17 protein-coding genes are annotated in these 24,997 nt (G+C 34.9%); 9 read left to right on the top strand and 8 right to left on the bottom strand.

Features of this window, described 5'->3' with window-relative positions:
* Window positions 1-51 precede the first annotated feature (51 nt).
* Entirely contained in the window at window positions 52-1,815 is a 1,764-nt protein-coding gene (locus V8G56_RS15170) for a hypothetical protein (protein ID WP_395439311.1), read from the bottom strand.
* Window positions 1,816-2,152: 337 nt separating this feature from the next.
* Here V8G56_RS15170 and V8G56_RS15165 point away from each other — a divergent pair, with 337 nt between their 5' ends.
* Together V8G56_RS15165 and V8G56_RS15160 are read left to right on the top strand one after the other, a co-directional pair.
* A complete protein-coding gene (locus V8G56_RS15165; protein ID WP_395439310.1) occupies window positions 2,153-2,782 on the top strand; it encodes a metal-dependent hydrolase in 630 nt (209 codons plus the stop codon).
* A gap of 46 nt (window positions 2,783-2,828) precedes the next feature.
* Entirely contained in the window at window positions 2,829-3,233 is a 405-nt protein-coding gene (locus V8G56_RS15160; protein ID WP_395439309.1) for a gamma-glutamylcyclotransferase family protein, read from the top strand.
* Window positions 3,234-3,278: 45 nt separating this feature from the next.
* On the opposite strand, the gene V8G56_RS15155 is transcribed toward V8G56_RS15160, so the two are convergent.
* Window positions 3,279-4,457, bottom strand: coding sequence for a hypothetical protein (locus tag V8G56_RS15155; RefSeq protein WP_395439308.1), 1,179 nt, complete (start codon window positions 4,455-4,457; stop codon window positions 3,279-3,281).
* Between the two features lie 423 nt (window positions 4,458-4,880).
* Between V8G56_RS15155 and V8G56_RS15150 the strand changes: the two genes are divergently transcribed.
* Window positions 4,881-7,115: an APC family permease gene (locus V8G56_RS15150; protein ID WP_395439307.1), complete on the top strand. Its 2,235-nt coding sequence runs from the start codon at window positions 4,881-4,883 to the stop codon at window positions 7,113-7,115.
* 69 nt (window positions 7,116-7,184) lie between these two features.
* Here the strand turns inward: V8G56_RS15150 and fahA are convergent, their stop codons facing one another.
* Window positions 7,185-8,474, bottom strand: a complete 1,290-nt coding sequence (gene fahA, locus V8G56_RS15145; RefSeq protein WP_395439306.1) for a fumarylacetoacetase — start codon at window positions 8,472-8,474, stop codon at window positions 7,185-7,187.
* Window positions 8,475-8,678: 204 nt separating this feature from the next.
* Here fahA and glyA point away from each other — a divergent pair, with 204 nt between their 5' ends.
* Window positions 8,679-9,950, top strand: coding sequence for a serine hydroxymethyltransferase (glyA, locus tag V8G56_RS15140; RefSeq protein WP_395439305.1), 1,272 nt, complete (start codon window positions 8,679-8,681; stop codon window positions 9,948-9,950).
* A 293-nt stretch (window positions 9,951-10,243) separates the two neighbouring features.
* On the opposite strand, the gene V8G56_RS15135 is transcribed toward glyA, so the two are convergent.
* The 3 genes from V8G56_RS15135 to V8G56_RS15125 all read right to left on the bottom strand — a co-directional run bounded on the left by V8G56_RS15135 (window position 10,244) and on the right by V8G56_RS15125 (window position 15,887).
* Window positions 10,244-10,753 carry a lactoylglutathione lyase family protein gene (locus tag V8G56_RS15135; protein WP_395439304.1) on the bottom strand — a complete coding sequence of 170 codons (510 nt, stop codon included), beginning with the start codon at window positions 10,751-10,753 and terminating at the stop codon, window positions 10,244-10,246.
* A 147-nt stretch (window positions 10,754-10,900) separates the two neighbouring features.
* Window positions 10,901-14,200, bottom strand: coding sequence for a S41 family peptidase (locus V8G56_RS15130; RefSeq protein ID WP_395439303.1), 3,300 nt, complete (start codon window positions 14,198-14,200; stop codon window positions 10,901-10,903).
* A 175-nt stretch (window positions 14,201-14,375) separates the two neighbouring features.
* A complete protein-coding gene (locus V8G56_RS15125) occupies window positions 14,376-15,887 on the bottom strand; it encodes a sodium/proline symporter (RefSeq protein WP_395439302.1) in 1,512 nt (503 codons plus the stop codon).
* A gap of 636 nt (window positions 15,888-16,523) precedes the next feature.
* Between V8G56_RS15125 and V8G56_RS15120 the strand changes: the two genes are divergently transcribed.
* Complete coding sequence (locus V8G56_RS15120; RefSeq protein WP_395439301.1) at window positions 16,524-16,970, top strand: FKBP-type peptidyl-prolyl cis-trans isomerase; 447 nt, start codon at window positions 16,524-16,526, stop codon at window positions 16,968-16,970.
* A 406-nt stretch (window positions 16,971-17,376) separates the two neighbouring features.
* Here the strand turns inward: V8G56_RS15120 and V8G56_RS15115 are convergent, their stop codons facing one another.
* Complete coding sequence (locus V8G56_RS15115) at window positions 17,377-18,933, bottom strand: hypothetical protein (RefSeq protein WP_395439300.1); 1,557 nt, start codon at window positions 18,931-18,933, stop codon at window positions 17,377-17,379.
* Window positions 18,934-18,984: 51 nt separating this feature from the next.
* Window positions 18,985-19,374 carry an acyl-CoA thioesterase gene (locus V8G56_RS15110; RefSeq protein ID WP_395439299.1) on the bottom strand — a complete coding sequence of 130 codons (390 nt, stop codon included), beginning with the start codon at window positions 19,372-19,374 and terminating at the stop codon, window positions 18,985-18,987.
* 123 nt (window positions 19,375-19,497) lie between these two features.
* Between V8G56_RS15110 and V8G56_RS15105 the strand changes: the two genes are divergently transcribed.
* From V8G56_RS15105 to V8G56_RS15090, 4 genes are all read left to right on the top strand, one after another.
* Window positions 19,498-20,472 (top strand): type I phosphomannose isomerase catalytic subunit, encoded by a 975-nt coding sequence (locus tag V8G56_RS15105; RefSeq protein ID WP_395439298.1) that lies wholly within the window; start codon window positions 19,498-19,500, stop codon window positions 20,470-20,472.
* A 157-nt stretch (window positions 20,473-20,629) separates the two neighbouring features.
* On the top strand, window positions 20,630-22,018 hold the full coding sequence (locus tag V8G56_RS15100) for an MFS transporter (protein ID WP_395439297.1): 1,389 nt from the start codon (window positions 20,630-20,632) through the stop codon (window positions 22,016-22,018).
* 248 nt (window positions 22,019-22,266) lie between these two features.
* Entirely contained in the window at window positions 22,267-22,746 is a 480-nt protein-coding gene (locus tag V8G56_RS15095; protein WP_395439296.1) for a (2Fe-2S)-binding protein, read from the top strand.
* Window positions 22,743-24,845 (top strand): xanthine dehydrogenase family protein molybdopterin-binding subunit, encoded by a 2,103-nt coding sequence (locus tag V8G56_RS15090; RefSeq protein WP_395439295.1) that lies wholly within the window; start codon window positions 22,743-22,745, stop codon window positions 24,843-24,845. Before V8G56_RS15095 ends, V8G56_RS15090 begins: the two co-directional genes overlap by 4 nt.
* The last annotated feature ends 152 nt before the right edge of the window (window positions 24,846-24,997 follow it).

Genomic DNA, 24,997 nt, shown 5'->3' with positions numbered 1-24,997 from the left:
TAATGAGATGGTGCTTTATTTTTATTCTCTGATACTGTTTTATTTAATTTTTTACGGAAATTTTAACTTCTGTATCAATTTTTCAAATCGGGGGTCACCGCGCATAGTATCAAAAGGAGGTGCTCTTTTTAAATAGATCATCCAATGGGCATGTGTCTCATAACCTTGCTCAAAATATTGCATAGCCAGATCTTTATCCCCCAACCCCATGTATAAAAGACCAATAGAAACCGGATCGATATATTTTAGCTTAGAACTCTTCAGTATTATGAGCTGCTCAAGTGCTTCCTTCTTTAAACCGGCTCTTGCTAAAACACATCCTATCTCTCCGCGATTAATTGGTATTAAATTAGCCTCATTAGTCAAAATTTGTCGAGCAGTGCTCACTGCTTCTTGATGCCGGCCCAATAAAGAAAGGGCCCACATATGCAACCTGGGAGCAGGTAACTCTTTATGATATAAATTCTGGAATTCCTCACCAGTTCTTAGTGCACCCTCTAAATTGCGGCTATGAAACTGAATATATACCTTGTTAGAAAAATACCAATCGCGAAATTCCTTTTTTTGACCTAGTTTTTCCAGGGTGCTAAACGCTTTGTCAAATTTTCCTGAAGTAACATAATATTCTATAAACAAATCCAGGACTTCGGGGTCATTGAGCGATAAAGACTCGGCTTTAGATAAAATAGGAAGTGCTTCTTCCCATTTCCATTCTGTAGAATATAAATTCTTGAATTGATTGAGGTATGCCAATGTTAATTGAGGATCCAGTCGTAACGCGATATTATTTACAGCTTCTGACATCTTTGCGGCTTCTATAGGTGATTTTTCAGAAAAATAGGGATAAAGGTTATAAATAAATCCCAAATGGGCATAGGAGCGGGCATATGTGGAATCCAATGTAATAGCCTTCTGAAAATACTTTCCAGCCAGCTTGATGTCTTCAAAACTTTGACCCTCCTTTATAATTTGCATACCTTTGAGGTATGCTTCCAGGGCATCTGGATTTACCAGAGCCGGCATTGTAAATCTTGCTGAATCTGCAGGACTGAGTACAAGTTTTAATTCTTTGACTATTTTCTGGGAAATATTATAACTCAATACATTAAATTCTTCCATGGCTACCTCATAATCTTGGGTCCACAATGTTTTATCATTTGCACTAATTAATGAAGTGGTAATACGCATCCTATCATTTCTTCGCTCAGTAAACCCTTCAAGAAGTACATCTACGTTTAGCTCTCTGGCTATTTCAGGTAAGGTTTTGTTCGTTTCTTTGTATGTTTTCATTGTAGTAGCAGACGGGATGGTTAATAAACTTATTTTTCCCAACTCTTGGATTAAGTTTTTTGCCATTCCATCAGTAATATGGGCCTGGTCTTTACTTGGGCTATAATCAGTAAAAGGCAATACAGCAATAGAATGATAAGAAGCAAGGTCTTTCGAAATTATTGTTTTGGAAGTTATGCTATTTGATGGTTTATTAATAAAGGCTACAGCAATGGCAATTATCAATGAAATAACAATCAGAATATCCAAGCGCTTATTGGAAGCTACAGTAATGACCTGATCTTCTGAAATCCTTTCTGTTTTTTTGAATCCTTCAGGAGTGACCTGATAGGCCCATGAAAAAAAGATCCAGACAGGCAGACCCATGGCAATAAGAAATGTTAAGGTTTTAGAAACCCAGGAAGGGGCTTCAAAAATGGTTAACACCATAGTAGTGACTTGCAAAAAAACCCAAGCCACAACGATATAGGCTATGGTTTCTTTGATAACATTTCTACGCTTCAGTTCATTGAAAAAATTATTCATAGAACTACCTTTTCTCAAATATACGACTTAAATCATAAAAATTAAATTAATAAAATATAAACATATCTTATTATATTCTATAATTATTTTAGTATTATACTTCAAGTTATTATCTGATAAGTGAGTATGAAACAGAGGGCCAATATTACAAATACAAAAGCAAAGTATTTTCATTATCAATCAAGGATAGGTTTGTTAAATATTTACTTCAGATTACTTAAACTTGAACATTTTATAAATTTTAAATACAAAAATTTAAATTTGGAATATTGCATTAAATAATTAATTTCGTTTGAAATAACTATATTTATTTTCAACCTTTAATATTTTTTATACTGTGTTTATTGGGCATTACGCTTTGGCTTTCGGAGCTAAAAAAATAGACAAACGTCCATCACGTGTAATGATGTTTGTAGCAGTGCAATTATTAGATTTATTATGGCCAATATTTGTTTTATTAGGCTTTGAGACCTTTGAAATAGATCCTGGTAACACGGCATTAACGCCTCTTAATTTCACTTCTTATCCGTACTCGCATAGTTTATTTATGACTGTTGTTTGGGCAATTTTATTTGCGAGTTTTTATTTAGCATTTACTAAAAACAAGAAAGGATCTTTATTGTTGGGATGTTTAGTTTTTAGCCATTGGATTTTAGATTTTATAACACACAGACCTGATTTACCATTGTCGCCTTTCACCGATTTAAAAGTTGGTATGGGTTTATGGAACACCCCCATAATTGAAATTATTTTAGAAACCGGACTTTTTCTAATTGGTGTTTATTTATACTATAAAACTGTAACCTTTAAACGTAAAGTGGTGTTTTGGTCTTTGGTTGTTGTTTTTTTATTGATTCATTTTATGAATATTTTTGGCCCACCACCGCCGTCAATCTATGCGGTAGCTTGGTCTGCAAATTTAATGTGGCTATTTGTGTTTTGGGTTTGGTGGATTGAAAAGAAGTAACGCTTTGTGAATTTTATGTGCAAAAAAATCAATAATTTATCCTGCTATGAAATCTGACTACTTATTTGTTTATGGAACGCTATTAAAGGGTTTTAATAGTTACATGTCTAAATTTTTGGATAAAAACTCTGAGTTTGTTGGAGAAGGCTATTTTAATGGAAAATTATTTGAGGTTTCGTGGTACCCTGGGGCTGTATTAAGTAAAATAGCATCAGAAAGGGTTTATGGGCATATTTTTAAGATTCATGACCATATTAAAACTTTCAAAATCTTAGATGATTATGAAGGTGTTGGTGAAGCTTCTACTGAATATCCCAATGAATATAGAAGAGAATTGATTGAGACGTTTTTGAATGATGGCACAATATTAAGAACTTGGGTTTATTTATATAATAACCCTACAGACCATTTAAGATTAATAGCTTCTGGAGACTATTTGAAAGAAAGTTAAAATTATTAAAACAAAAACTCCCAAAATTAATTGGGAGTTTTTGTTTTAGTTAAAAGTATAAGAATTTATAATATTTTTTAACTGGAGTTTTAAATCTTCACTTGTATCATAAATCATTTGTTCTTCAGATGGGAAGGGTACAGCACGTCTTTCTAAAAAGGGTATTAGGCTAGTGTCTAAAGCGCGACGGTCACCGCTGGAAGTCGCATAAATATGTTCGAAAACAAATTGACTGGTTACTGGAAATGCATCTACTAACTGGTTGGTATTTAAATTAACATATTCTACCTTACCCGTTACTTGTGTGGCTTTAAACTGTGTAAACTCATAATACTCACAACGTACCGTTTTTAAATTATCTACCTGAATATTGTTGCCAAGACTGTCTTTTACAACTTGCCCTCTATCATCCAACAAATTCTTTTTACCGTCGGCAATCTGCCTTTCTTTAATAACTTGTCTCTCTTTAATTTGCTCGGGCGATACATTGATATCTCTTAAGTTAACGCGCATATTATAATCATAAGTGATTTTATCTTCAGGGGTACTATGATACACTGCCCAAAAGTTATTAAGACCGTAGCTGCTAAAATTTAATAAATCATTTTCAAGTCTGGTAGGTATTACTTTTTGAGTATCATTGACCATAATAACCAAAACAAAATCGGTTCCTTTATTATGTGCTAATTCCATGAGTTCGCGTACATCTTTATAATTAGGATTGATATCTTCAATATCACTCAAAGATTGATATGCAGTTCTAAAATCTAACTTGTTGTTAGATTTTAAAAGGGCAGTCGCATTTTTATAAAGTTGTTCAGAGGCATTATTTTTAAAATTTATAATGTCATTATTGTAATTATTAAAATTAAAACGTACTTCTTTATTATTTACGTATAAAGGCAGTAAAGGCTTAATACGGGCCTGTCTGGCATCTAAACCAACATAGGCATCATAAATGCGGATATAGTTTTCAGGATTGTTGTCTTTTTTCAGGAAATCAATATTACTTAAATCACGCACAGTAGCTTTATTATAAGCTTCATGAAGCATGATTATGTATTCTGCTTTTCCTTTTTTGTCTTTGTTAGTTCGCAATTTGCCAATGGCATCATAAATGGCCTGATCGTAATTACCAATGCTCACTGCTTTTTCAATTTTTTTACTAGTACTACAGGAAAGTATTAGTGTGAAAATGAGGGTAGAAAGTAATATTTTTTTCATTTGTTCAAGATTTTGGGTTATTGAAGTTTTATTCCAATAGTAGTGCCAAAATACAAAACTAACAGATAAAAAGCTAATAAATCCGTTAAAATGTAATATATTATAAATATATGTAGGTTTTATCTTATTTTTTTTCTTGAAAATTGGCAAGTATTTGGTAGAAACTTCACTAAAACCGATTCTGGGCACCTTTCATAATGTCTCCTTATGATAATCGGATTAAACATTAATAAATTTCAGCTCAATATCATGCTTCATTTTTAAATATTTTCAACGCTCCAAGTTCATTCATGTATTGAGTTACATAAGGGAAATCTTTATAACGGGGTATTTTTATATAGTTGTGTTTAAATATTGCATAAATTTAAAGAATACAAAGTATATTGAATTTAGAAATGAACTATTAATTAATTTCTTTTAAAAATGAGTAAATCTCTTAATGAAGTAAAAGCTAATTTTGGAACGCTTCCAGTTTTTTTAACGGCTATTTCAACTATTCTCGGTGCAGTCATGTTTCTTCGTTTCGGTTACGCAACAGGTTCCGTTGGGTTTATGGGGACTTTACTTATCATTTTCATTGGACACTTAGTAACCATCCCAACCGCTATGGCATTAGCAGAAATAGCAACCAATCAAAAAGTTGAAGGTGGTGGCGAGTATTTCATTATTTCAAGGTCTTTTGGGGTAAATATTGGTGCTGCTATTGGCATTGCTTTATATTTATCACAGGCTATAAGTGTCGCCTTTTATGTCATTGCTTTTGGCGAAGCTTTTGATGCCATAAAACCTTGGGTAGAATCAGAATTCGGTTACATTCTATATGATAACCGGTTATTCACTATTCCTGCATTGTTGTTGTTAATATCCTTAATGGTTACCAAAGGAGCCGATTTAGGCATGAAGGCCTTATATGTTGTTGTGGCTATTTTAGCGGTTTCACTGGTTTTATTCTTTATGGGTTCAACGCCATATAATGAGGTTTTTGATAGTTCATTGTTATTTAAAAGTATAGATTCTGAAAATGGATTTTTCTTCGTTTTCGCCATCATATTTCCAGCTTTTACCGGTATGACCGCAGGTGTTGGACTTTCGGGTGATTTAAAGGATCCGAAAAAATCAATTCCTTATGGGACTTTAACGGCTACCATATCGGGTATGATCATTTATGTTTTTATTGCTTATAAATTGTTTAGCTCTGCATCACCCACAGATTTAGTAAATGATCAATTAATAATGAGTAAAATTGCCTTGTGGGGCCCAATCATCCCTATTGGTTTGGCAGCGGCGACTATTTCTTCTGCTTTAGGATCATTTATGGTGGCTCCAAGAACGCTTCAGGCAATAGGTGGAGATCAGGTATTTCATAATAAATTTGTAAATTTTTGGATTTCTAAAGGCAGCAAAAAAAATAACGAGCCTAGGAATGCCACTATTTTTACTAGTGTTATTGCTCTTATTTTTGTTTTAATGGGAGATGTTAATGCCGTTGCCGAAATTATATCTATGTTTTTTATGGTGACCTATGGGTCACTCTGTTTGATTTCCTTTATGCAGCATTTTGCGGCTGATCCTTCTTACAGACCATCCTTTAAATCAAAATGGTATTTATCATTGCTTGGCGCCATTATGTGTATTTATCTGATGTTTAAAATAAATACGCCATATGCTATGGCAGCGATAGCGCTTATGGTTGTGCTATATTTTTACATTTCAATAAAGAGCAATACCAGTAAAGGGATGGCAAATATTTTCCAAGGTGTTATTCATCAGTTTAACAGAACTTTGCAAGTATTTTTGCAAAAGGCGGAAAAGGCTAAAGCGGAGGAAGATTGGAGACCTGCGGTTTTATGTTTATCCAAAGATAGTTTTGAAAGGTATAGTGCACTTGAAATGATGAAATGGATTTCTTATCGATATGGATTTGGGACCTACATTCATTTTGAAAAAGATAATTTTTCGAAAGAGTCTAAACTAAATGCAGAGAAAAATTTGGAAAAATTAATTAAAATATCTTCCTCAAGTAAATCCAATGTCTTTTTAGAAACTCTTATTTCTCCCTCAAATACTGCTGCTATTGTACAAGCTATTCAGCAACCAGGTATTTCTGGGCAACCTAATAATATGATGTTGTTTGAATACAAAAAAGGAGAAACTGAATGGCTGAAAAGTATCATTGATAATTACAGTGTGTTAAAAACAGCAGAATACGATTTGTGTATTTTAGCAACCTCTGATAAAGGATTTGGTTATAAAAAGGATATTCATGTTTGGATTAGCGAAGACGACTATGAAAATGCCAATTTAATGATATTACTGTCTTATATAATCCTGGGACATCGGGATTGGAAAAAAGGTCAGATTAAGATTTATGCGGCGTTTCCAACTGAAAGTTTAAAGCAAGAAAAGGAACATTTAATTCAATTAACTTCCAGTGGTCGTTTACCAATTTCAGCTAATAACATACGCGTTCTTGCCTTAGATAAAGGAGGTAGTAAATTAGATTTAATAAATGAGTATTCTCAGGATGCAGACCTTACGGTTATTGGTTTTCAGGAAAGTAAAGGAACTACAGGTATTGATATTCAATTCTTTGAGGGATATGATAAAATTGGCAATGTATTATTCGTAAATACCTTAACTTCTAAGTTTATAAAATAGATTGAGTATAAAAGAAGAAAGCATTTTAATTAAATTAAAATGCTTTCTTCTAAAATTTAAAAATTTAGTTTATTTTTTTTTAGGAATATAGACAGGAAGTAATTGTGTTTTGACTTCCCCAAAACCTATGCGTGTTCCGTCTTTTTCACAATGTCCTCTCATGATCACAGTATCAAAATCGTTAATAAATTTTCGCTCAGTACCATCCTTCATTTTAATGGGTTTTTCACCTCTCCAGGTTAATTCAAGCATAGACCCATAGGAGTCTGGCGTTGGCCCTGAAATGGTACCACTACCCATCATATCACCAGAATTTATGGGACAACCATTGACTGTATGATGTGCCAGTTGCTGAGACATGTTCCAATACATATACTTGAAATTGGTGTTAGTAACAACTGTTTCTTTAGCACCTTTTGGCTGAATGGCCACTTCTAACTGAATATCAAAACTCTTTTTCCCTTTACATTGTAAATAGGGTAATTGCGGTTTAATGGGTTTAGGCCCTTCAACTCGGTAGGGTTCTAATGCATCTAAAGTCACAATCCAGGGAGAAATAGAAGATGCGAAATTCTTTGATAAAAAGGGTCCTAAAGGCACATATTCCCATTTTTGAATATCTCTGGCACTCCAGTCATTAAATAAAACCAATCCAAAAATATATTCTTCCGCTTCATTAACAGGTATAGGTTCTCCTAAATCATTCGCATCCGTAGTGATAAAGGCCATTTCCAATTCAAAATCAACTAATCTGGAAGGTCCGAAAGTTGGTTCTTGAGCACCTTCTGAAAAAGTTTGTCCTTGCGGTCTGTGTACCGGTATTCCGGAGGGAATAATAGAAGAACTTCTGCCGTGATAACCAACAGGAATGTGTAACCAATTTGGTAATAAGGCATTGTCAGGATCTCTAAACATAGTGCCTACATTAGTTGCATGCTCTATGCTGGAATAAAAATCTGTGTAATCACCTATTTGAACTGGTAATTGCATTTCAATTTCATCCAATCTAAACAAAACAATTTCCTTGTGTTGTTTATTGTTTTTAAGGGTTTCGTTTTCATAATCAAAAATTTCGGCGATTCTACCTCTAACGGCTCTCCACGTTTTTCTGCCATCGGCAATGAAATCATTCAAAGAATCCTGAAGAAAAATATCATCGGTTAACGCAATTCCCTCAAAATAGCCTAATTGATGCAAGGCACCAAGATCTATGGCAGTATCTCCAATACGTGTTCCAATGGTAATGATATCGTCGCGCGTAAGAAAAACACCAAAAGGAATATTCTGTATTGGGAAATCAGAATTTTTATCCACGTGTAACCATGATTTTCTATCTGGGTTATTTGCTGAGATTAACATGTCTTTTTGTTTTTAATTTTATTATGAAATTCTATTCAAACCTACACATTTTTTTTATTTTAAATAAAAAAAACAATCAAAATGTATGTTCTTTTTAATCGTTGATAAAACGGTTAAAAACTTATAGGTAAATATATATTTTTTAATGAATTAAACTAATCTATTTGTTATTTTTGCGCCATTCTTTAACTACAAAAATAATTTATGCAACGCGACGAACAGATTTTTGAACTAATACAAGCTGAGAAAGAAAGACAATTACACGGTATAGAACTCATTGCTTCAGAAAATTTTGTAAGCAATCAGGTCATGGAAGCAGCTGGTTCAGTTTTAACAAATAAATATGCAGAAGGTTATCCTGGGAAGCGTTATTACGGTGGTTGTGAAGTGGTGGATGAAGTGGAGCAAATAGCTATTGACAGAGCAAAAACCTTGTTTGGAGCAGAATATGTGAATGTACAGCCACACTCCGGAAGTCAGGCAAATACAGCGGTGTATCATGCATGTTTAAATCCAGGAGATAAAATTTTAGGATTTGATTTATCTCATGGGGGGCATTTAACACACGGATCACCTGTTAATTTTTCAGGTAAATTATATAATCCAGTGTTTTACGGCGTAGAGCAGGAAACAGGTGTTTTAAATTATGACAAAATACAAGAGATTGCTACTAAAGAACAACCAAAATTAATCATTGCAGGGGCTTCGGCCTATTCACGTGATATTGATTTTAAACGTTTCAGAGAAATAGCAGATAGCGTTGGTGCCATTTTATTGGCAGATATTTCACATCCTGCAGGTTTAATTGCTAAAGGTATTTTAAATGATCCGTTACCACATTGTCATATCGTTACCACAACAACGCATAAAACTTTGCGTGGTCCTCGTGGAGGCATGATCATGATGGGTCAAGATTTTGATAATCCTTTTGGCCAAACCTTAAAAAATGGTAGTTTGAAAAAAATGTCAGCCTTATTAGATTCAGCGGTATTTCCAGGTAATCAAGGCGGACCATTAGAACATATCATTGCTGCTAAGGCTATTGCTTTTGGAGAAGCCTTAACAGATGAATTTTTACATTATCAATTACAAGTAAAGAAAAATGCCGATGCTATGGCAAAAGCCCTGGTTAGTAAAGGCTATCATATTATTTCTGGCGGAACAGATAATCATATGATGTTAATAGATTTACGCAACAAAAATGTATCTGGTAAAGATGCGGAACAGGCGTTAGTGAAGGCCGATATTACAGTAAATAAAAACATGGTACCGTTTGATGATAAATCTCCGTTTGTAACCTCAGGAATCCGTGTGGGAACTGCGGCTATTACTACCAGAGGATTAAAGTTGGAAGATATGTCAGTCATAGTTGATTTAATTGACGAAGTGATTGAAAACTATGAGAATGAAGTGGTTTTAGAAGCGGTTAAAGTTAAAGTTAATAAAATGATGAAAGGCAAACCGTTGTTTGTATAGTATTTTAATGTATCGCATAAAAAAAATCCTGCTCTGTGCGGGATTTTTTTGTTTTTTGGGCGTTTTAACACGCTTTCACTACTCAATCTTTTTGCTTTTTGCAAAAAGGATTTCAAACAGACCGTTCAATCGTTAACGCAAAAAGGAAGCTGCGTTTAACGTGAATCTATAAGTTTATTTGCATTGTTTAATCACCTAACAATAGCAAATACAAACCTCTTGGAAAATGCGTTAGGAATTTTCAAGGTAGTCGAGAACAAAAAATTACTTTTAGTAATTGTAGCATACAGTTTTTAGTTCTGATAAGCTCCAGAAGAATATGTTAGTTCGTAGCTGTGAGTATATATCTCGAATACGATTCCGAAAGGATCTTCAACGTAAACCATTTTAAAAGGTTTTTCGTTAGGATAATACTCTCTTATTGGCATTCTTTGTTTTCCTCCATATTCCACAATTTTTTTTGTCAAATTTTCAATATCTGGATCTTGAACACAAAAGTGAAAAAGTCCTGTATTGAATGGATTAAACTCTGGTGCTTCCTTTTTACCGTTAAGAAATGAAAATAATTCTATTCCTATTCCATCTGAAGTTGACATATGAGCAATTTCGAAATATTCCCAGTCTTCACCAAAAACATCAATGCACATTTGTCCAATTGCTGTATCATTTTCTTTGAGGACTTTTGATGGTGACATAATTATATACCATCCCATAATCTCTTGATAAAAATTAACAGCTTTATTTATATCTGGAACAGTAATTCCGATATGTGAAAACGATCTTGGGTATCTAGTCTTATTCATATGTTTTTGGTTTTTAAATTGGATTCAACAGTATGATATGAATCCTTTTCAATAGTTTATATCAAACTATAAGCAAAGTTAAGTTTTTAGACTTAGAAGCGCTATACACACTTATGAGTATATATAAATAATAAATTTTTATATAATCTAGTTGTTTTTTTTATTTAATCCCTTAGCGGTGCGATCTTGTCTAGTTGGCGGCGGCGTGGCAATACCTGGTTTGGTTTTTAATAAGTCCATAACCTCTTGTACCACTTTTTCCATTTGTGGATCACGTCCTTGCATTATTAAATTTGGATCATCCCAGACGGCAAAATCAGGTTTAACCCCAACGCCTTCATCAAACCAATTGCCATTATTATAGTATAGTCTTGCGCCTGGCACTGTAATGCCACCGCCATCAATAAGTTGATGTCCTGTTGCGGGTCCTACCAAAATCCCTATGGTTCTCTCGCCTACAATGGGGCCAGCATCCATTTCTCTAAAAGCCCAGGGGAGTCCATCACCTCCTGAACCAGCCCAGCCATTAATTAACATACCCATAGGACCTGTGTTGGTTTTTGAAGGAACGGTCGTTCCTTTACCATGGCGCCAATATAAATTATAAATTACAGGTCGGGTCATTAATTCCAGAAAGCGATCCGCAAGTTGACCTCCACCATTGAAACGTTCGTCAATGATAAACCCTTCTTTATCAAGTTGACCATAATACATTTTTACCAGATCAAGTTGCCCGCGTTCACTAGTATTGGTCATATAAACATAGCCCAGTTTTCCGTCTGAAAGTTTTTCAGTCATCAATCTATTCTGTTCAATCCAGTCCAGATACCTGATATTGCTTTCCTGGCCATCAGTCAGGCAGGTGACAATAACTTCTTTAGCATCACTTACATTACCTGTTTTACTAATTTTTAAAGCCACTGTTTTGCCATCCAGCCCTTCAAAAGCTGCAAAAGGTTCTTTGTCTAATGGAAGTACCATGCCATTCACGGAATGAATGTAGTCTCCTTCAGAAACCCCAACACCCGGACGATCGAAGGGTGACCTGTTTTCGGCATCCCATGGCGCGGGTTTGACGATTCTCTTGATTTTATAACCTTTGGCATCATAAGCCCAGTCAATCCCTAAATAACCTGTGCCAACAGTTTCAACATTCTGGTTGTCACCCCCAAAAGTATAAGTGTGTCCTGCACTCAGTTCAGCAGAAAGGTTTGATTGAATGTAGCTTACGTCCCAGCGTGAACGGGCATCTTCAATCAAGGCACCATATTGTGTGCGCAGAGCTTCCCAATTGACTTGTTGCATGTCTTCGTCATAAAAAAAGTCTCGATAGCGTCTCCAGGTATCATCAAAAATTTCCCGCCACTCTTCTCTTGGGTTCAGTTCCATGACTAGGCCATCAGTTGGGATGGCATCTTTAATCTTTTGGTCTGCTTCTGGCTTGATAATGCCAAATTGTGGACCGCTTTTTACCAATAAAGACTTTCCATCGGCTGATTCCACCACACCACTGATTTTTGCCATGATGGATTTTTCTTCTCTTTCTTTTAAGTCATAGAACATGAGTTCTGGGTCTCCTCCAGCAGATCCGGAATTTGGATAACGCATGTAAACAACTTTGCCTTCAAATGCCATGAGGTCAGACAGATTACCTGGTTTTACAGGAAGAATCACAAGTCGGCTTTCTAAATCGTTCCAATCAATCTTTATGGGGTCCAATTTAACTGCCGGTTCTTTTGTTTTTTCTTCTTTGCCTTTTTTCTTGTCTTTATTATCGGCAGGCTCTTCTTTCTTTTCGTCTTTTAAATCATCATTTTTTGCGAGCAGTAGATAAGGTGAATCATTACTTAGACTTATAGCGGCCAGCTGCGTAGTGTTGGGATAAATCCACGTGCCATCCTGTAAACCACTATACTCAGCATTAAAGTTTCTGTCCGTTAAAAACATTAAATATTTGCCATCCGCACTGAAAATAGAATGATGATCATTGTAAAAGCCACTCGTTACTTTTCGGGCTTTTTTGTTTGTAAAATCGTAAATAAAAATGGCTTCATTTTCATTTTCCATACCAATGGAGTATGTTAAATATTTAGAGTCATGAGACCAATTGATTGGATAGTTATAGCGGCCACCATGACCATAATTCCAATTATAGTTATCTACAATCTCGATGTTACCAGAAGTCACATCCACAACACTGATATTATTTTTTTCATCGATAAAAGCTAACTTTTTACTATCTGGTGACCAATGAAGTGTATATCCGTAGCCTTTATTTCTTGAGGTTAGTTTTCTCGCTTCCTGGTCAGTGCGCATCGCTTGTAAATAAATCTCATATTCTCCTGATTTATCGCTCCAATAGGCAACGTAATCACCATTTGGGGACCAGGTTGGGCTGTGGTCAAAGGCTCCAGAGCTTCCAGTAATATTTTGCACAAAACCTTCTTTTACCGGTACATTAAATAATTCACCTCGAGCTTCGAAAACAATTCGGTTGGCACCCGGTGAGGCCGTCATATTATTGATTTTCTTATCTACGTTAACTCTTCGAGACATCTCTAAAGTCAAATCACTCACTACGGATACCTTTACTTCTTTTGATTGTTCCGTAGCCAGGTCCATAAGGTGTAATGTGCCTCCTACTTCAAAGACCAAGTCTTTTGGTCCGGCTGATAAATAGGTGATGTCAAAGTCATTGAAATGTGTTACTTGTTTGATTGATGTTGTGCTAACTTCATAGCTCCAAATATTCAAACGCATATCGTCTGAACGATCTGATAAAAAATAGATCTTATTGTTGGCCCATGCAGGTTTACCATCGTTAGCCACATTATCAGTAATGTTTTTGGCTGTTTTATTTTCTAAGTCAAATAAGATAACATCAGAAGTCAAGCCCCCACGATATCTTTTAAAAGGATAGGTTTCTGTAATTTTTGTGATGTAAGCTAACTGCTTTCCATCGGCTGAATAAGTTGCTATTTCACCATAGGGGATAGGTAATTTTTCTGGCATTCCCCCTGTTTTAGGAATAAGAAAGAGCTGATTTACCCTTCCTGAAGGAATACCAGTTTCCCGACGTGACGCAAAAAGAATTTTATCACCAGAGGGATGCCATTCTACCATCCTGTCAGAATGAGAACCATAAGTAATTCTATGCGGAACGCCTCCTAAAGTGGACATGACATAAACATCTGGATTTCCTCTATAACTAGCTGTAAACGCTATTTCGTTACCGTCTGGAGAGAATTTTGGATAGGACTCTTCACCAGGTGAATTAGTCAATTGGACTGCCATGCCTCCGTTTTTATCAACCACCCAAATATCGCCTCCATAGACAAAGCAAATTTGAGTTTCCGAAACATCAACGTACCTCATGAGTTTCGCGTTAATTTGACTAAAAGAAATTAAACTGGCCAGAGTGAAAAGGACTGTGATTATTTTTTTCATATTATTTGATTGATTAATTTTTTCTAAGATAAAAATTTATTGATGATTTTATGACAAAAAAGGGATACTATCCGTCACTTTGAAATAAAATCAATGGTTTATATCAATTGTAAACGAAGTTAGGGTTTTCAGCTTAAAAAACGATACGCACTTAAATAAAGTATCATGCTTCCCCTCATTCAATGGGTTCTTTTAAGGCTTTAGCAATATGCTTGGGAGGGACTATTTTTGAAATGATATAACCAACCAACATGGCTAAGGCAAAGGAAGGCGCCAGCACATCTAATTCTTTAAAATAAACACCGAAGCCTTCCATATTTGCGACCACAAACTTAAAAAATATGACGGATGTAAAACCTGTAATCATTGAGGCAATAGCGCCTTTTTCAGAATATCCTTTCCAAAAAAGTGATAGAATAATGACCGGACAGAATGTGGCTGCAATTCCAGACCATCCAAAAATCATGATCCAGAAAACCTGCCTATCAGGATACAGATTGTATAAAAGAATAGCAATCCCAAGTGCTATTAATGCCATCGCGACCGTTACTAATCTTGATAATTTTGTTAAATCTTTATCATTTAAATCGGGTCTGAATATTTTCTGATAAAAGTCCCGCGTAATGGCACTAGAAGCAATAATGAGAAGCGAATCTATAGTAGACATAATGGCTGAAAGGACGATGGCAATAAAAATGGCCACCAGTATGGTTGGTAAGAATTCGTGGGTCATCATACTTAAAACATCTTCCCCACCATTTCCTAATATGGCTTCCGGATTCTGCCCTTCTTTTGTGAAATAAATGCGAGCAAGAATACCAATGGTTACTGCCGCTGCATCTGTTAAGAGGGTAAAAATAAGGGCAACCCATTTTCCTTTATCAATTTCTTTTTCACTTTTAATGGACATGAATCTGACATAAACTTGCGGGGATCCTAAGAAGCCCAATCCAATCATTGAGAAACCCAGAATAGTAAACAGGTTCATCAACCCGTCTTCGCTTCGTCCCATTATTTGTGTTAGCGTTGGGTCGATGGCATTCAATCCTTCCGTGATTCCGGATCCATGGTCCATAGAGAACCACACCACAATTGGTAGTAAAACCAGCCCAAAAAACATTAAAATCCCTTGGAACATATCTGACCAGACGGCCGCAACAAATCCACCAATAAAAATATAAATTAGCACAATAACAAAACCAATGAGCGCACCAATGCGATAGTCTATATTAAGCAGGGATTCGAATGCAATTCCTGTTACATCCATTTGAGATGCGACGTAAATAACAACGAAAATAACCAAGGCTGAAGCCGAAATAATCCGAAGACTGTTTGTTGATGATTTAAAATGACTTTCAAGGTAGTCTGGTATGGTGATGGCTTTATAATCGTCTGATCTCTTTTTAAATCGTTTAGCCATAAATTGCCATGAAATTAAAACCCCTAGCAATTCTCCAATAACAACCCAATAGGCTGAAAAGCCGGCCATCGCGCCCATTCCTGTTAAACCAATTAATAGCCATCCTGATTCGCCGGTTGCTCTGGCAGAAAAAGCAACAGCCCAAAAGCCCATATTTTTTCCTCCCACATAATAATCGCTCATGCTTTTAACTCGCCGTGAGGCAAGAATTCCGATTAAAAATAAAATAGAGACATAAATAGCGAGGACAGTAATTTTTATAATCATTGGGTTTTTTAAAGTACGGGTGAATATAGCCTTTATCAAATAAAAGGTCAGGTATATCCAAAATAGATGGTGAGATTTAATTGATTATAACGAATCTGACACAAAATCAAGTCTTTTTTCTGACAAATAAAAGCTTCGAATAGTATTAAAATTTTAATTTGAAAGACGGTTTTTGGAAGTTTAAAAGATTGCTACGATTTTAATCCACACTATTGCGTATTCTTTTTTTAGAAACTTACTTAATCTGATTACAATTATTCTTGATTTAACTTTTGTTTTATTGTTTCTAATTTTTTTTGAAATAATTATAGACCTAATCTACACAGTAATTTTTTTATGGTTTTGACTTAACTATTTTGTGAAGGTTTGATTTAACTGACATATTTACCGATTATAAATATTTTTTATGAGTTTATTTTGACAAAGGCTCAAAAATTGTCCTTTACCATCATTAAAGGGCTATAGTACAATTTTTACATTTTAAGTTCATCAATACATAGGTTTACTATATATCCATTCCAAATTTTTAGTGCTTTGGCCTGGTTTTGGCAGCTACTGCTAAAGTAAGTTAAAATAAAAATGTTTGCTGCGTAAGAATTATGCAAAGAGTATTTTTTAAAAATTAAAATTTAAAGTATGAATCAAGTTAAAGAGAACAACACAGTAAAAGTACATTACACAGGTAAATTATCTAACGGACAGGTTTTTGACAGTTCTGAAGGAAAAGAACCTTTAGAATTTACTTTAGGAAAAGGACAGATAATTCCTGGTTTTGAAAAAGGGTTAATCGATATGAAATTAAATGAAAAAAAAACCATTACAATTGTTAAAGAGGAGGCATATGGAGATATCAATAATGATTTAAGACAAGAGGTAAATAGAAGCGAACTTCCCCAAGATATTACACCCGAAGTTGGTATGGGGCTTGTTTCTAAATCTCCAGATGGGCAAGAAAACAATGTACGTGTCGTTGAAGTGAAAGAGGAAAGTATTGTCATAGACGGAAATCATCCTTTAGCAGGCAAAGACCTTATTTTTGATCTTGAAGTGGTAGAAATTAAAGATACAGAGATTAAAGTATAAAATAAGTTATTTATTTTTGAATTACCTGATAACCTTTGTTGAACAAGATTCAGCAAGGGATGTCAGGTTTTTTGTTCCTCGTTTAATTCTGTGATCTTTTTTTGTTTGGGAGCTTAAAACTTCCATGTTTGTCGAACATCTCGTCAAATTCCAGGAAATGGGAAAAGATAAATTTTTCTGGTTTCAGGTCAGTTTTATGGAAGATGTAGGCAAAAATACTTAAGTAGAACTCCCCTTTAAAGTCGAGCCATACACAAACAAAAAACTCAAGTCATTGATAATGAAATATAATGGAATGAAGCAATCTGTTTATTGTGTGAAATAGATTTGTTTTAGTAAAGTATTGTGAGATTGTTTTACTTAGCCTGTGCACCGTATAAACTTACTCCCAGCAAAGACCTTAATCTTACTCTGGAAAAGTAATATGCTGGTAAGCCCCTAAATCTGGTGAAGCTGTCCGGTTTATATTTAAAATATCAAAGGGTACCTGGCTTGAAAACATGATGTTACCTTGGTTATTAGCCGCAGAATTATCGCCAATAATCAATTGGTTTATGAAAGCATCTTTAAAATCCGGGTTTTTATTAAAAATAACGCTTTCGTAATGCGTGGTGTCATTAAAATCATAATTGTAGCCCGTAAAGTTGTTGCCGTTATCTTCAAAACGTATTAAACAGTTGGTAAACTTAAAATTAAAAACCACCGCAGCATCTTCAATTTCATCTAATAAAATCTCAGGGTTATCATTGCCGTAAATAATACAGTTATTAAAATTGGCTTCGGTTAAATCAGAAAGAATGGCATTATTATCTGCATCAACAATAAAGTTGTTTAGCAAGACCGAAGGAAATTGCCTGAAGCTATTATTCCAGTAATTAGCAATAGTACAGTGTGTAAAATTATATTTTCCTCCTAAAGTCCCCGCAAATGAAGACTGCCCGGAATTGTTTATCACTAGATTTTCGCCAGCAATTGAGGTATTTCTACCTAAAACACCAAAAGCACTGGAGTTATATATTTGAGTGTTGTTAATCTTAAGTTTATTTGAGGCTTCATCAGGATTACCATCGCTAAGAATACCAACCGTAGCGTTTTTTATAGTGGTGTAATTAATGGAGTTATTGATACTTCCATCTAAAAGCCAGATAGCGCTCCATTGTCCGGGTATCTCTGAAAAATTGGGTTCCAGTCTGTCACCTTCCAGAATAACTTCATTTTCTAACAGATCTTGGTCGGTACTAAATTCACCGTTAATTTTAATAGATGCGCCTTCAGTCACTAAAAGCCCAGAATTGTTATGAAAATGTAATCGTGCTCCAGGATTGACAGTGACCGTTTCACCATTGGGTACTGCAGCAAAACCGTAAATAACATAAGGTTTTGTGTTTGTAAAAGTTAGTTCTTCAGATAATAATTCTCGTCCTTGAATATCTGTTTCTACCAGTTCTCCGCCAATATTTAAGCTTAAGGTTTCAATAACCTTGGTGGTATTATCTCTATTGGGATAAATAAAAACGGCATCCTGAACAAGGGTAACCAGTTCCACTTTTTGAACATTTGAAGTGGAATTGAATTCTATTTGATCCGTATATAAAAAGGTTCCTGAATTGGCAAAAGTTGAAATATCTATAGTAGTTTCTATAAAAATATACAGGCTGTCTTTTGCAAGAATTTCAACATTTTCAAACGTTTTTCCAGAAACACCATCTACATTTAATCTATAGGATGAGCCTTCTCCTAAACTCAGATTTACTGAAGGAATGACAATATCACTGTTACTCCTGTTGTAAACCTTTAAGTTATAGGTGCTAGACCCAATATTAGTAAAAACGGTGTCCAGATAAACCGTGTCTTTTGAAAATTGAAGATCTCCTTTACTCGGTGAAAATTCAAAATCTTTTCTACAAGAACTCCAAAGTAGGACTAAAGAAAAAGTGATTATAAAATATAAGAGACGCTTCATAACACAAATATAAAAGTTACCTTTTAATATCAATTATTTTTTCAATATAGATTACATGAATAAATCAGTTATTTCTGAAGTTATTCTGGCAGGACGTTTTGTTTGCACATTAATTAAACACCATTTTGTTTCAGATATTGCTAATAGGGCGTTCGTTTGATTATGAGTAATTTGAACAACCCGCGTGCAGGTGGCGCCTGAATATTTTTTAATATAGGTTTTAAGTTTAATGCTATCATTTAAAAAGGCCTCATTTTTATATTCAATGCAATGATTTGTCATGACCCAAAAATAATTTTCAAGCGTATCTTGTGAAGCATTTTTTAACCAATGTTGTTTCGCTATTTCCTGAACCCATTCCACATATCTAATATTATTCACATGATTCAGTTCATCTAAATCCTTTTCAGTTACAGTAATAATAGACTCAAAAACTCGCATTTTTATAAAATTATATTACAAAAGTACCCTATTTTTTGTTGTAAATATAAAAAATAGCGTTCAAGGACTTGTCATTCCGCAGAGCGATATAATTTTAATACATTTGCTAGAAATTATTGAATTATGACATTAGATTTTCCTTTAACTTTTAATCCTATTTTGAAAGAACGTATTTGGGGTGGTAACAAGTTAACTACCGTTTTTAAAAAGGGTTCAGAAAAAACGGGAATTGGTGAAAGCTGGGAACTTTCTGATGTTGATGGAGATATTTCTATTGTTTCAAATGGTCCTTTAAAAGGTAAATCGCTTAAAGACCTTATTCAAACCTACAAGGGTAAATTAGTTGGGGAAAAGGTTTATGACGCTTTTGGAAATAATTTTCCTATACTCATAAAATATATCGATGCTAAAACACCATTATCCATTCAAGTACATCCAAGTAATGAATTGGCCAAAACGCGCCATAATTCTTTTGGAAAAAATGAAATGTGGTATATTATGGAAGCTGAGGAAAAGGCTGAATTGATAGTAGGGTTTAATCAAGAACTCACTCGAGAAAGTTATAAAAGAAAACTTGATGAAGGACAAATTTTAGAGGTTTTGAATAGCGAAGAAATTTCAAAGGGCGATACCTTTTATATCCCGACAGGCAGAGTGCATGCTATTGGGGCTGGAGTGGTATTAGCTGAAATTCAACAAACTTCTGATGTTACTTATAGAATTTATGATTACAAAAGAGTGGATGCTAAAACGGGTAAAGAACGAGAACTTCATACTGAATTGGCTCTTGAAGCGATTGACTACAAATTGTATGATAATTATAAAACATCCTATACTTTAAAGGAAAATAAATCCAGTGAATTAGTTTATTCTCCATATTTTAAAACCAATATTATTCAGCTTAAAGGAAGCTTAAAACAAGATTATTCAAGTTTAGATTCCTTTGTTATCTATATGTGTGTTGAAGGCACTGCTGAAATTAAGTATGGTCATAATACTTGTCAATTACATCTTGGACAAACCATGCTGTTACCAGCAACCATTTTAAATGTTGAACTCATATCTAATAATGCTAAATTGTTAGAAGTCTTTTTATAAACTATGACCTCTAATTATTTAAATCATTTAATCTTATTATCATTAATTTTTAATCTGATTAATGGCTGTTTCAAATGTCTGCATTTTAAATCAATCAGGGTTTAATCAAAATTTGTTACTTTCGGTAATTGTTTATAAATCTCAAAAAAAATATAACATGTTTGCAAGATTAAAAGGATTTTCACGTGCATTTTGGACTGCTAATATTGTAGAATTACTGGAAAGAGGCGCTTATTACGGAGTTTTTATAGTTATAACCTTATATCTATCGAGAATTCTCGGTTTCACAGATGTTGAAGCTGGATTAATTTCTGGTGTTTTTTCAGGTGGTCTTTACTTACTACCAACGTTTACGGGGGCATTAGCAGATAAAATAGGATTTAAATATTCCCTTTTAATAGCATTTACCTTATTGAGTATTGGTTATTTTGGTTTAGCAGTGATTCCTACTGTGTTAGAGTCTAATGGCTTAGTAGATTATTCAAATGAGATTATAAAATTTACAGGATTATTGGAGTCTCCACAACAATGGGCCATTGTTCCGATCATGATAATTATTATGATTGGTGGTTCGTTTATTAAGTCAGTTATTACTGGAACTGTAGCCAAAGAAACCACAAAAGCTACGCGAGCGCAGGGATTCTCTATTTTTTATATGATGGTGAATATTGGTGCTTTTTCTGGTAAAACTATAGTGAAACCCTTAAGAATGGCCATGGGGGATATGGGGCTGGTGTATATCAATTATTTTTCTGCTGGTTTAACTGCCTTAGCCTTGATCATGATTATTTTCTTTTATAAGAGTGCTAAAGATGAAGGTCAAGGAAAGACAATTAGTGAAATTTGGACGGCTTTAATAAAAGTTTGTACTAATGGACGATTGCTTGCGCTCATTTTGATTATTACGGGATTCTGGATGGTTCAGCATCAATTATATGCAACCATGCCAAAATACGTATTACGTATGGCAGGTGAAGGCGCTTCACCATCTTGGTACGCCAATGTAAATCCACTCGTTGTAGTGTTAACGGTAACCTTTGTAACTAGAATAATGGCAAGTAAAACGCCGTTGATATCTATGACAGTAGGAATGTTCATTATGCCTTTATCGGCTTTAGCGATGGCTTCAGGGAATTTATTGAGCGGAGGGGACATTGACTTAGGATTTATGAGTATGCATCCAATTGCTTTAATGATGGTAGCCGGTATTGCATTGCAAGCTTTAGCAGAGTCCTTCATTTCACCACGTTATCTTGAGTTTTTTTCATTGCAAGCACCCAAAGGCGAAGAAGGTCTATATCTTGGTTTTAGCCATTTACACTCGTTTTTATCATCTATAATTGGTTTTGGCCTATCAGGTTGGTTACTGTCCAAATATTGTCCAGATCCAAGATTATTTGATTCACATGAATCATGGGCAATAGCATCTAGCAATGCACATTATATTTGGTACTTCTTTGCAGTTATAGCATTAACATCTGCCATATCTTTAATCATTTATGGAAAAGTGATTAACCGATTGGATGCAAAAGTGAAACATATTTAATATTAGCTAAATTGTTAGAGGCGTTGTTATAAGAGTACTCAAGATTTGTTATTTCTTCTTATTTATTTTGATTCTTTTTAATCACTTTAAGCCTTGCTATCAGTATGTTTTAAAGGGTTATAAGACCATATTATTATTGTTTAGAAAATAAAGTCTTTCAGAATTTGGCATTTATTTCTTAAATTGAATAGGTTTTTTATGGTTGAAAAATAAGCAAATTCAATCTATCATATAAATAAGAGTAAAAGATGAAACAGATTAATTTTACTTTAAATGGCAAGCCAGTATCTTTAGAAGTGCAGGGCCAGGAGTCTTTACTAACAATCATCCGAACATATTTAGAGCAAACCGGTACCAAATATGGTTGTGGTATTGGAGAATGTGGTGCGTGTACGGTACTTATCAATAAAGAACCGGTCCGTTCTTGTATGACACTTGCAGAAGATATTGAAGGGAAAGAAATTATATCAATAGAAGGATTAAGTGTTGATGGGGAATTGCATCCCATTCAGGAGGCATTTATTTCTCATGATGCCTTGCAATGCGGTTTTTGCACTTCCGGAATGATTATGAATGCCTATGGTTTTCTATTGCAAAACCCAAATCCTAGTCGGGAAAAAATTATAGTTGGAATGGAATCTAATTTATGCCGATGTGGTGCTTATAATCGTATTGTGGATGCGATCGAAACAGCAGGAAAAGAAATGCCTAAAAAAGTGAAATTATGAAATCAGCAATTAAAAACGAAACGGCGTATAGCAGAAGAAGATTTATAAAAAATTTAGGTGGCGGTGTGTTGGTTGTATTTTGTTTGGGTGAAATATCTTTTAGCTCTCTTTTTGCTCAAGATGGTCAGCCTATAGAAGAACTAGATTTTAATGCCTATTTGCGGGTAAAAGAAGATGGTAGAGTAGACTGTTTTACCGGTAAAATTGAAATGGGACAAGGGATTATTACATCACTGGCTCAGGTCGTGGCAGAGGAATTGGAAGTTTCAATTTATGATGTGGATATGATTATGGGTGATACAGAATTGTGTCCTTATGATGCAGGTACCTGGGGTTCCCTAACAACACGTTTTACAGATCCGGTATTGAGAGCTGCAGCTGCAGAAGCACGGGAAGTATTATTGGATCTTGCTGCAGACCATTTTGGTTTGAATAAGACTTCACTGCAGGTAGCAGAAGGGATCGTTTCAGTTAAGAATGATTCCTCTAAAAGAATAGCATATGCGGAATTGACCAAAGGCAAAAAGATTGTTCGGAGTTTGACCAAGAAACCTGAATTAAAAAAAGCTAAAGATTTTAAGTTAATAGGTAAACCTATCAGGAGTTTAGATGCAGAGGCTAAAGTAACAGGAAAGGCTAAATATTCGGCAGACATCATTTTGCCTGGAATGGTGCATGCCACTATTGTGAGACCAGAAGTATTTGGTTCTAGAAAAGTAAAAGTCGATGCTTCAAAATTATCTGATTTTGCAGGCGTGGAGTTGATAGAAAGGGAAAATTTGGTAGCTGTAGTACATGCTGATCCAGAAGTGTCTAAACGAGCAGCTAATAGCATTCAGGTGACTTGGGAGGCTCCGAAAGCAAAAGCAAATCAAGAAACCATATTTCAATATTTGGAAGATACTATTCAAGACAATAAAGTATTTGAAAAAGAAGGAAGTTTACCTTTAGGGAAAGAAGTTTCAATGATTTACAAAGAAGCCACCTACCATGATGGCTATAAAGCACATGCCTCCATCGAAACCCATGTGGCTACCTGCTATTTTGAAGGGGATAAAGTGACTATATGGGCCTCCACGCAAAGTCCGTTTGGCACCCGGTCTTCCGTGGCTAAGGCTTTGGAGATGCCGTTGGAGAAAGTACATGTCAAACAAATATTTTTGGGCGGTGGTTTTGGTGGAAAATCCAACAGCCAACAATCTGTTGAGGCAGCTACCATTGCAAAATTGTGTGGGAAACCGGTCCAATTGGTATGGAGCAGGAAAGAAGAATTTATGTACGATAATTTCCGTACTGCTGCTGTGGTAAAAGTAGCAGGGGGTACTGATAACAATGGGAAACTAAAGGTTTGGGATTTTGATATTTACTGTGCCGGAACAAGGGGTACAGAATTGTTTTACGCCATTCCAAACAAACGAATTAGATCTTTCAATCAATCAGGTGTTCATCAATTTGGAACTGGTGCTTGGAGGGCTCCTGGAAATAATACCACTACTTTTGCACGGGAATCTCACATCGATGTGGTGGCACATGCAGCCGGAATTAAACCGTTGGATTTCCGCTTGAACAATCTGGAAAATAAAGAAATGATTGCAACATTGCAACTGGCTTCTCAAACCTTTGGTTATGACAGAGAAAAAAAACCGGGACATGGCTATGGTATTGCACTCGGACAAGATGCCGGTACTCTGGTGGCCATGATTGCTGAGGTATTTGTAGATAAAGTAACAGGCGTGGTTCAACCAATCAGAATCGTTTGTTCTCAGGATATGGGCCAAGTAGTAAATCCACATGGAGCTATTTTGCAAACCGAAGGAGGTATTACTATGGGCATAGGATATGCTTTATATGAAGAAATAGAGTTTAACGGAGGCGAAATGAAAACTACGAATTTTAATCGTTATGAAATTACTAGATTTTCAAAAACACCAAAAATTGAATGTGTTTTTATCGATAAAATGGATGCCAAAGCGCAAGGTGGAGGAGAACCTGCTATTATTTGTGTAGGTGCCGCAATAGCCAATGCTGTTTTTGATGCTTGTGGTGCCAGGGTATATCGCATGCCAATCACTCCAGAAAGAATATTGGCGGCCCTTTAATAAATTAAAGAAAACTGTTGTATGGTAGTTAGAAAATATTTCTGAATGTTATAAATATAAATAATTCGGGAATAATGTGGTGTGACTAAGTAAAACAAAAAACACTAGCTAATTGATTTCCAAATGTTAAGGTTGTTATTCTGTAAAGAATT

It is taken from the genome of Gaetbulibacter aquiaggeris, from assembly GCF_044003965.1.
GTDB lineage: Bacteria > Bacteroidota > Bacteroidia > Flavobacteriales > Flavobacteriaceae > Yeosuana > Yeosuana aquiaggeris.
Note: the sequence above shows the minus strand (reverse complement) of the source record. Positions and strands in the feature narration are given on the sequence as shown.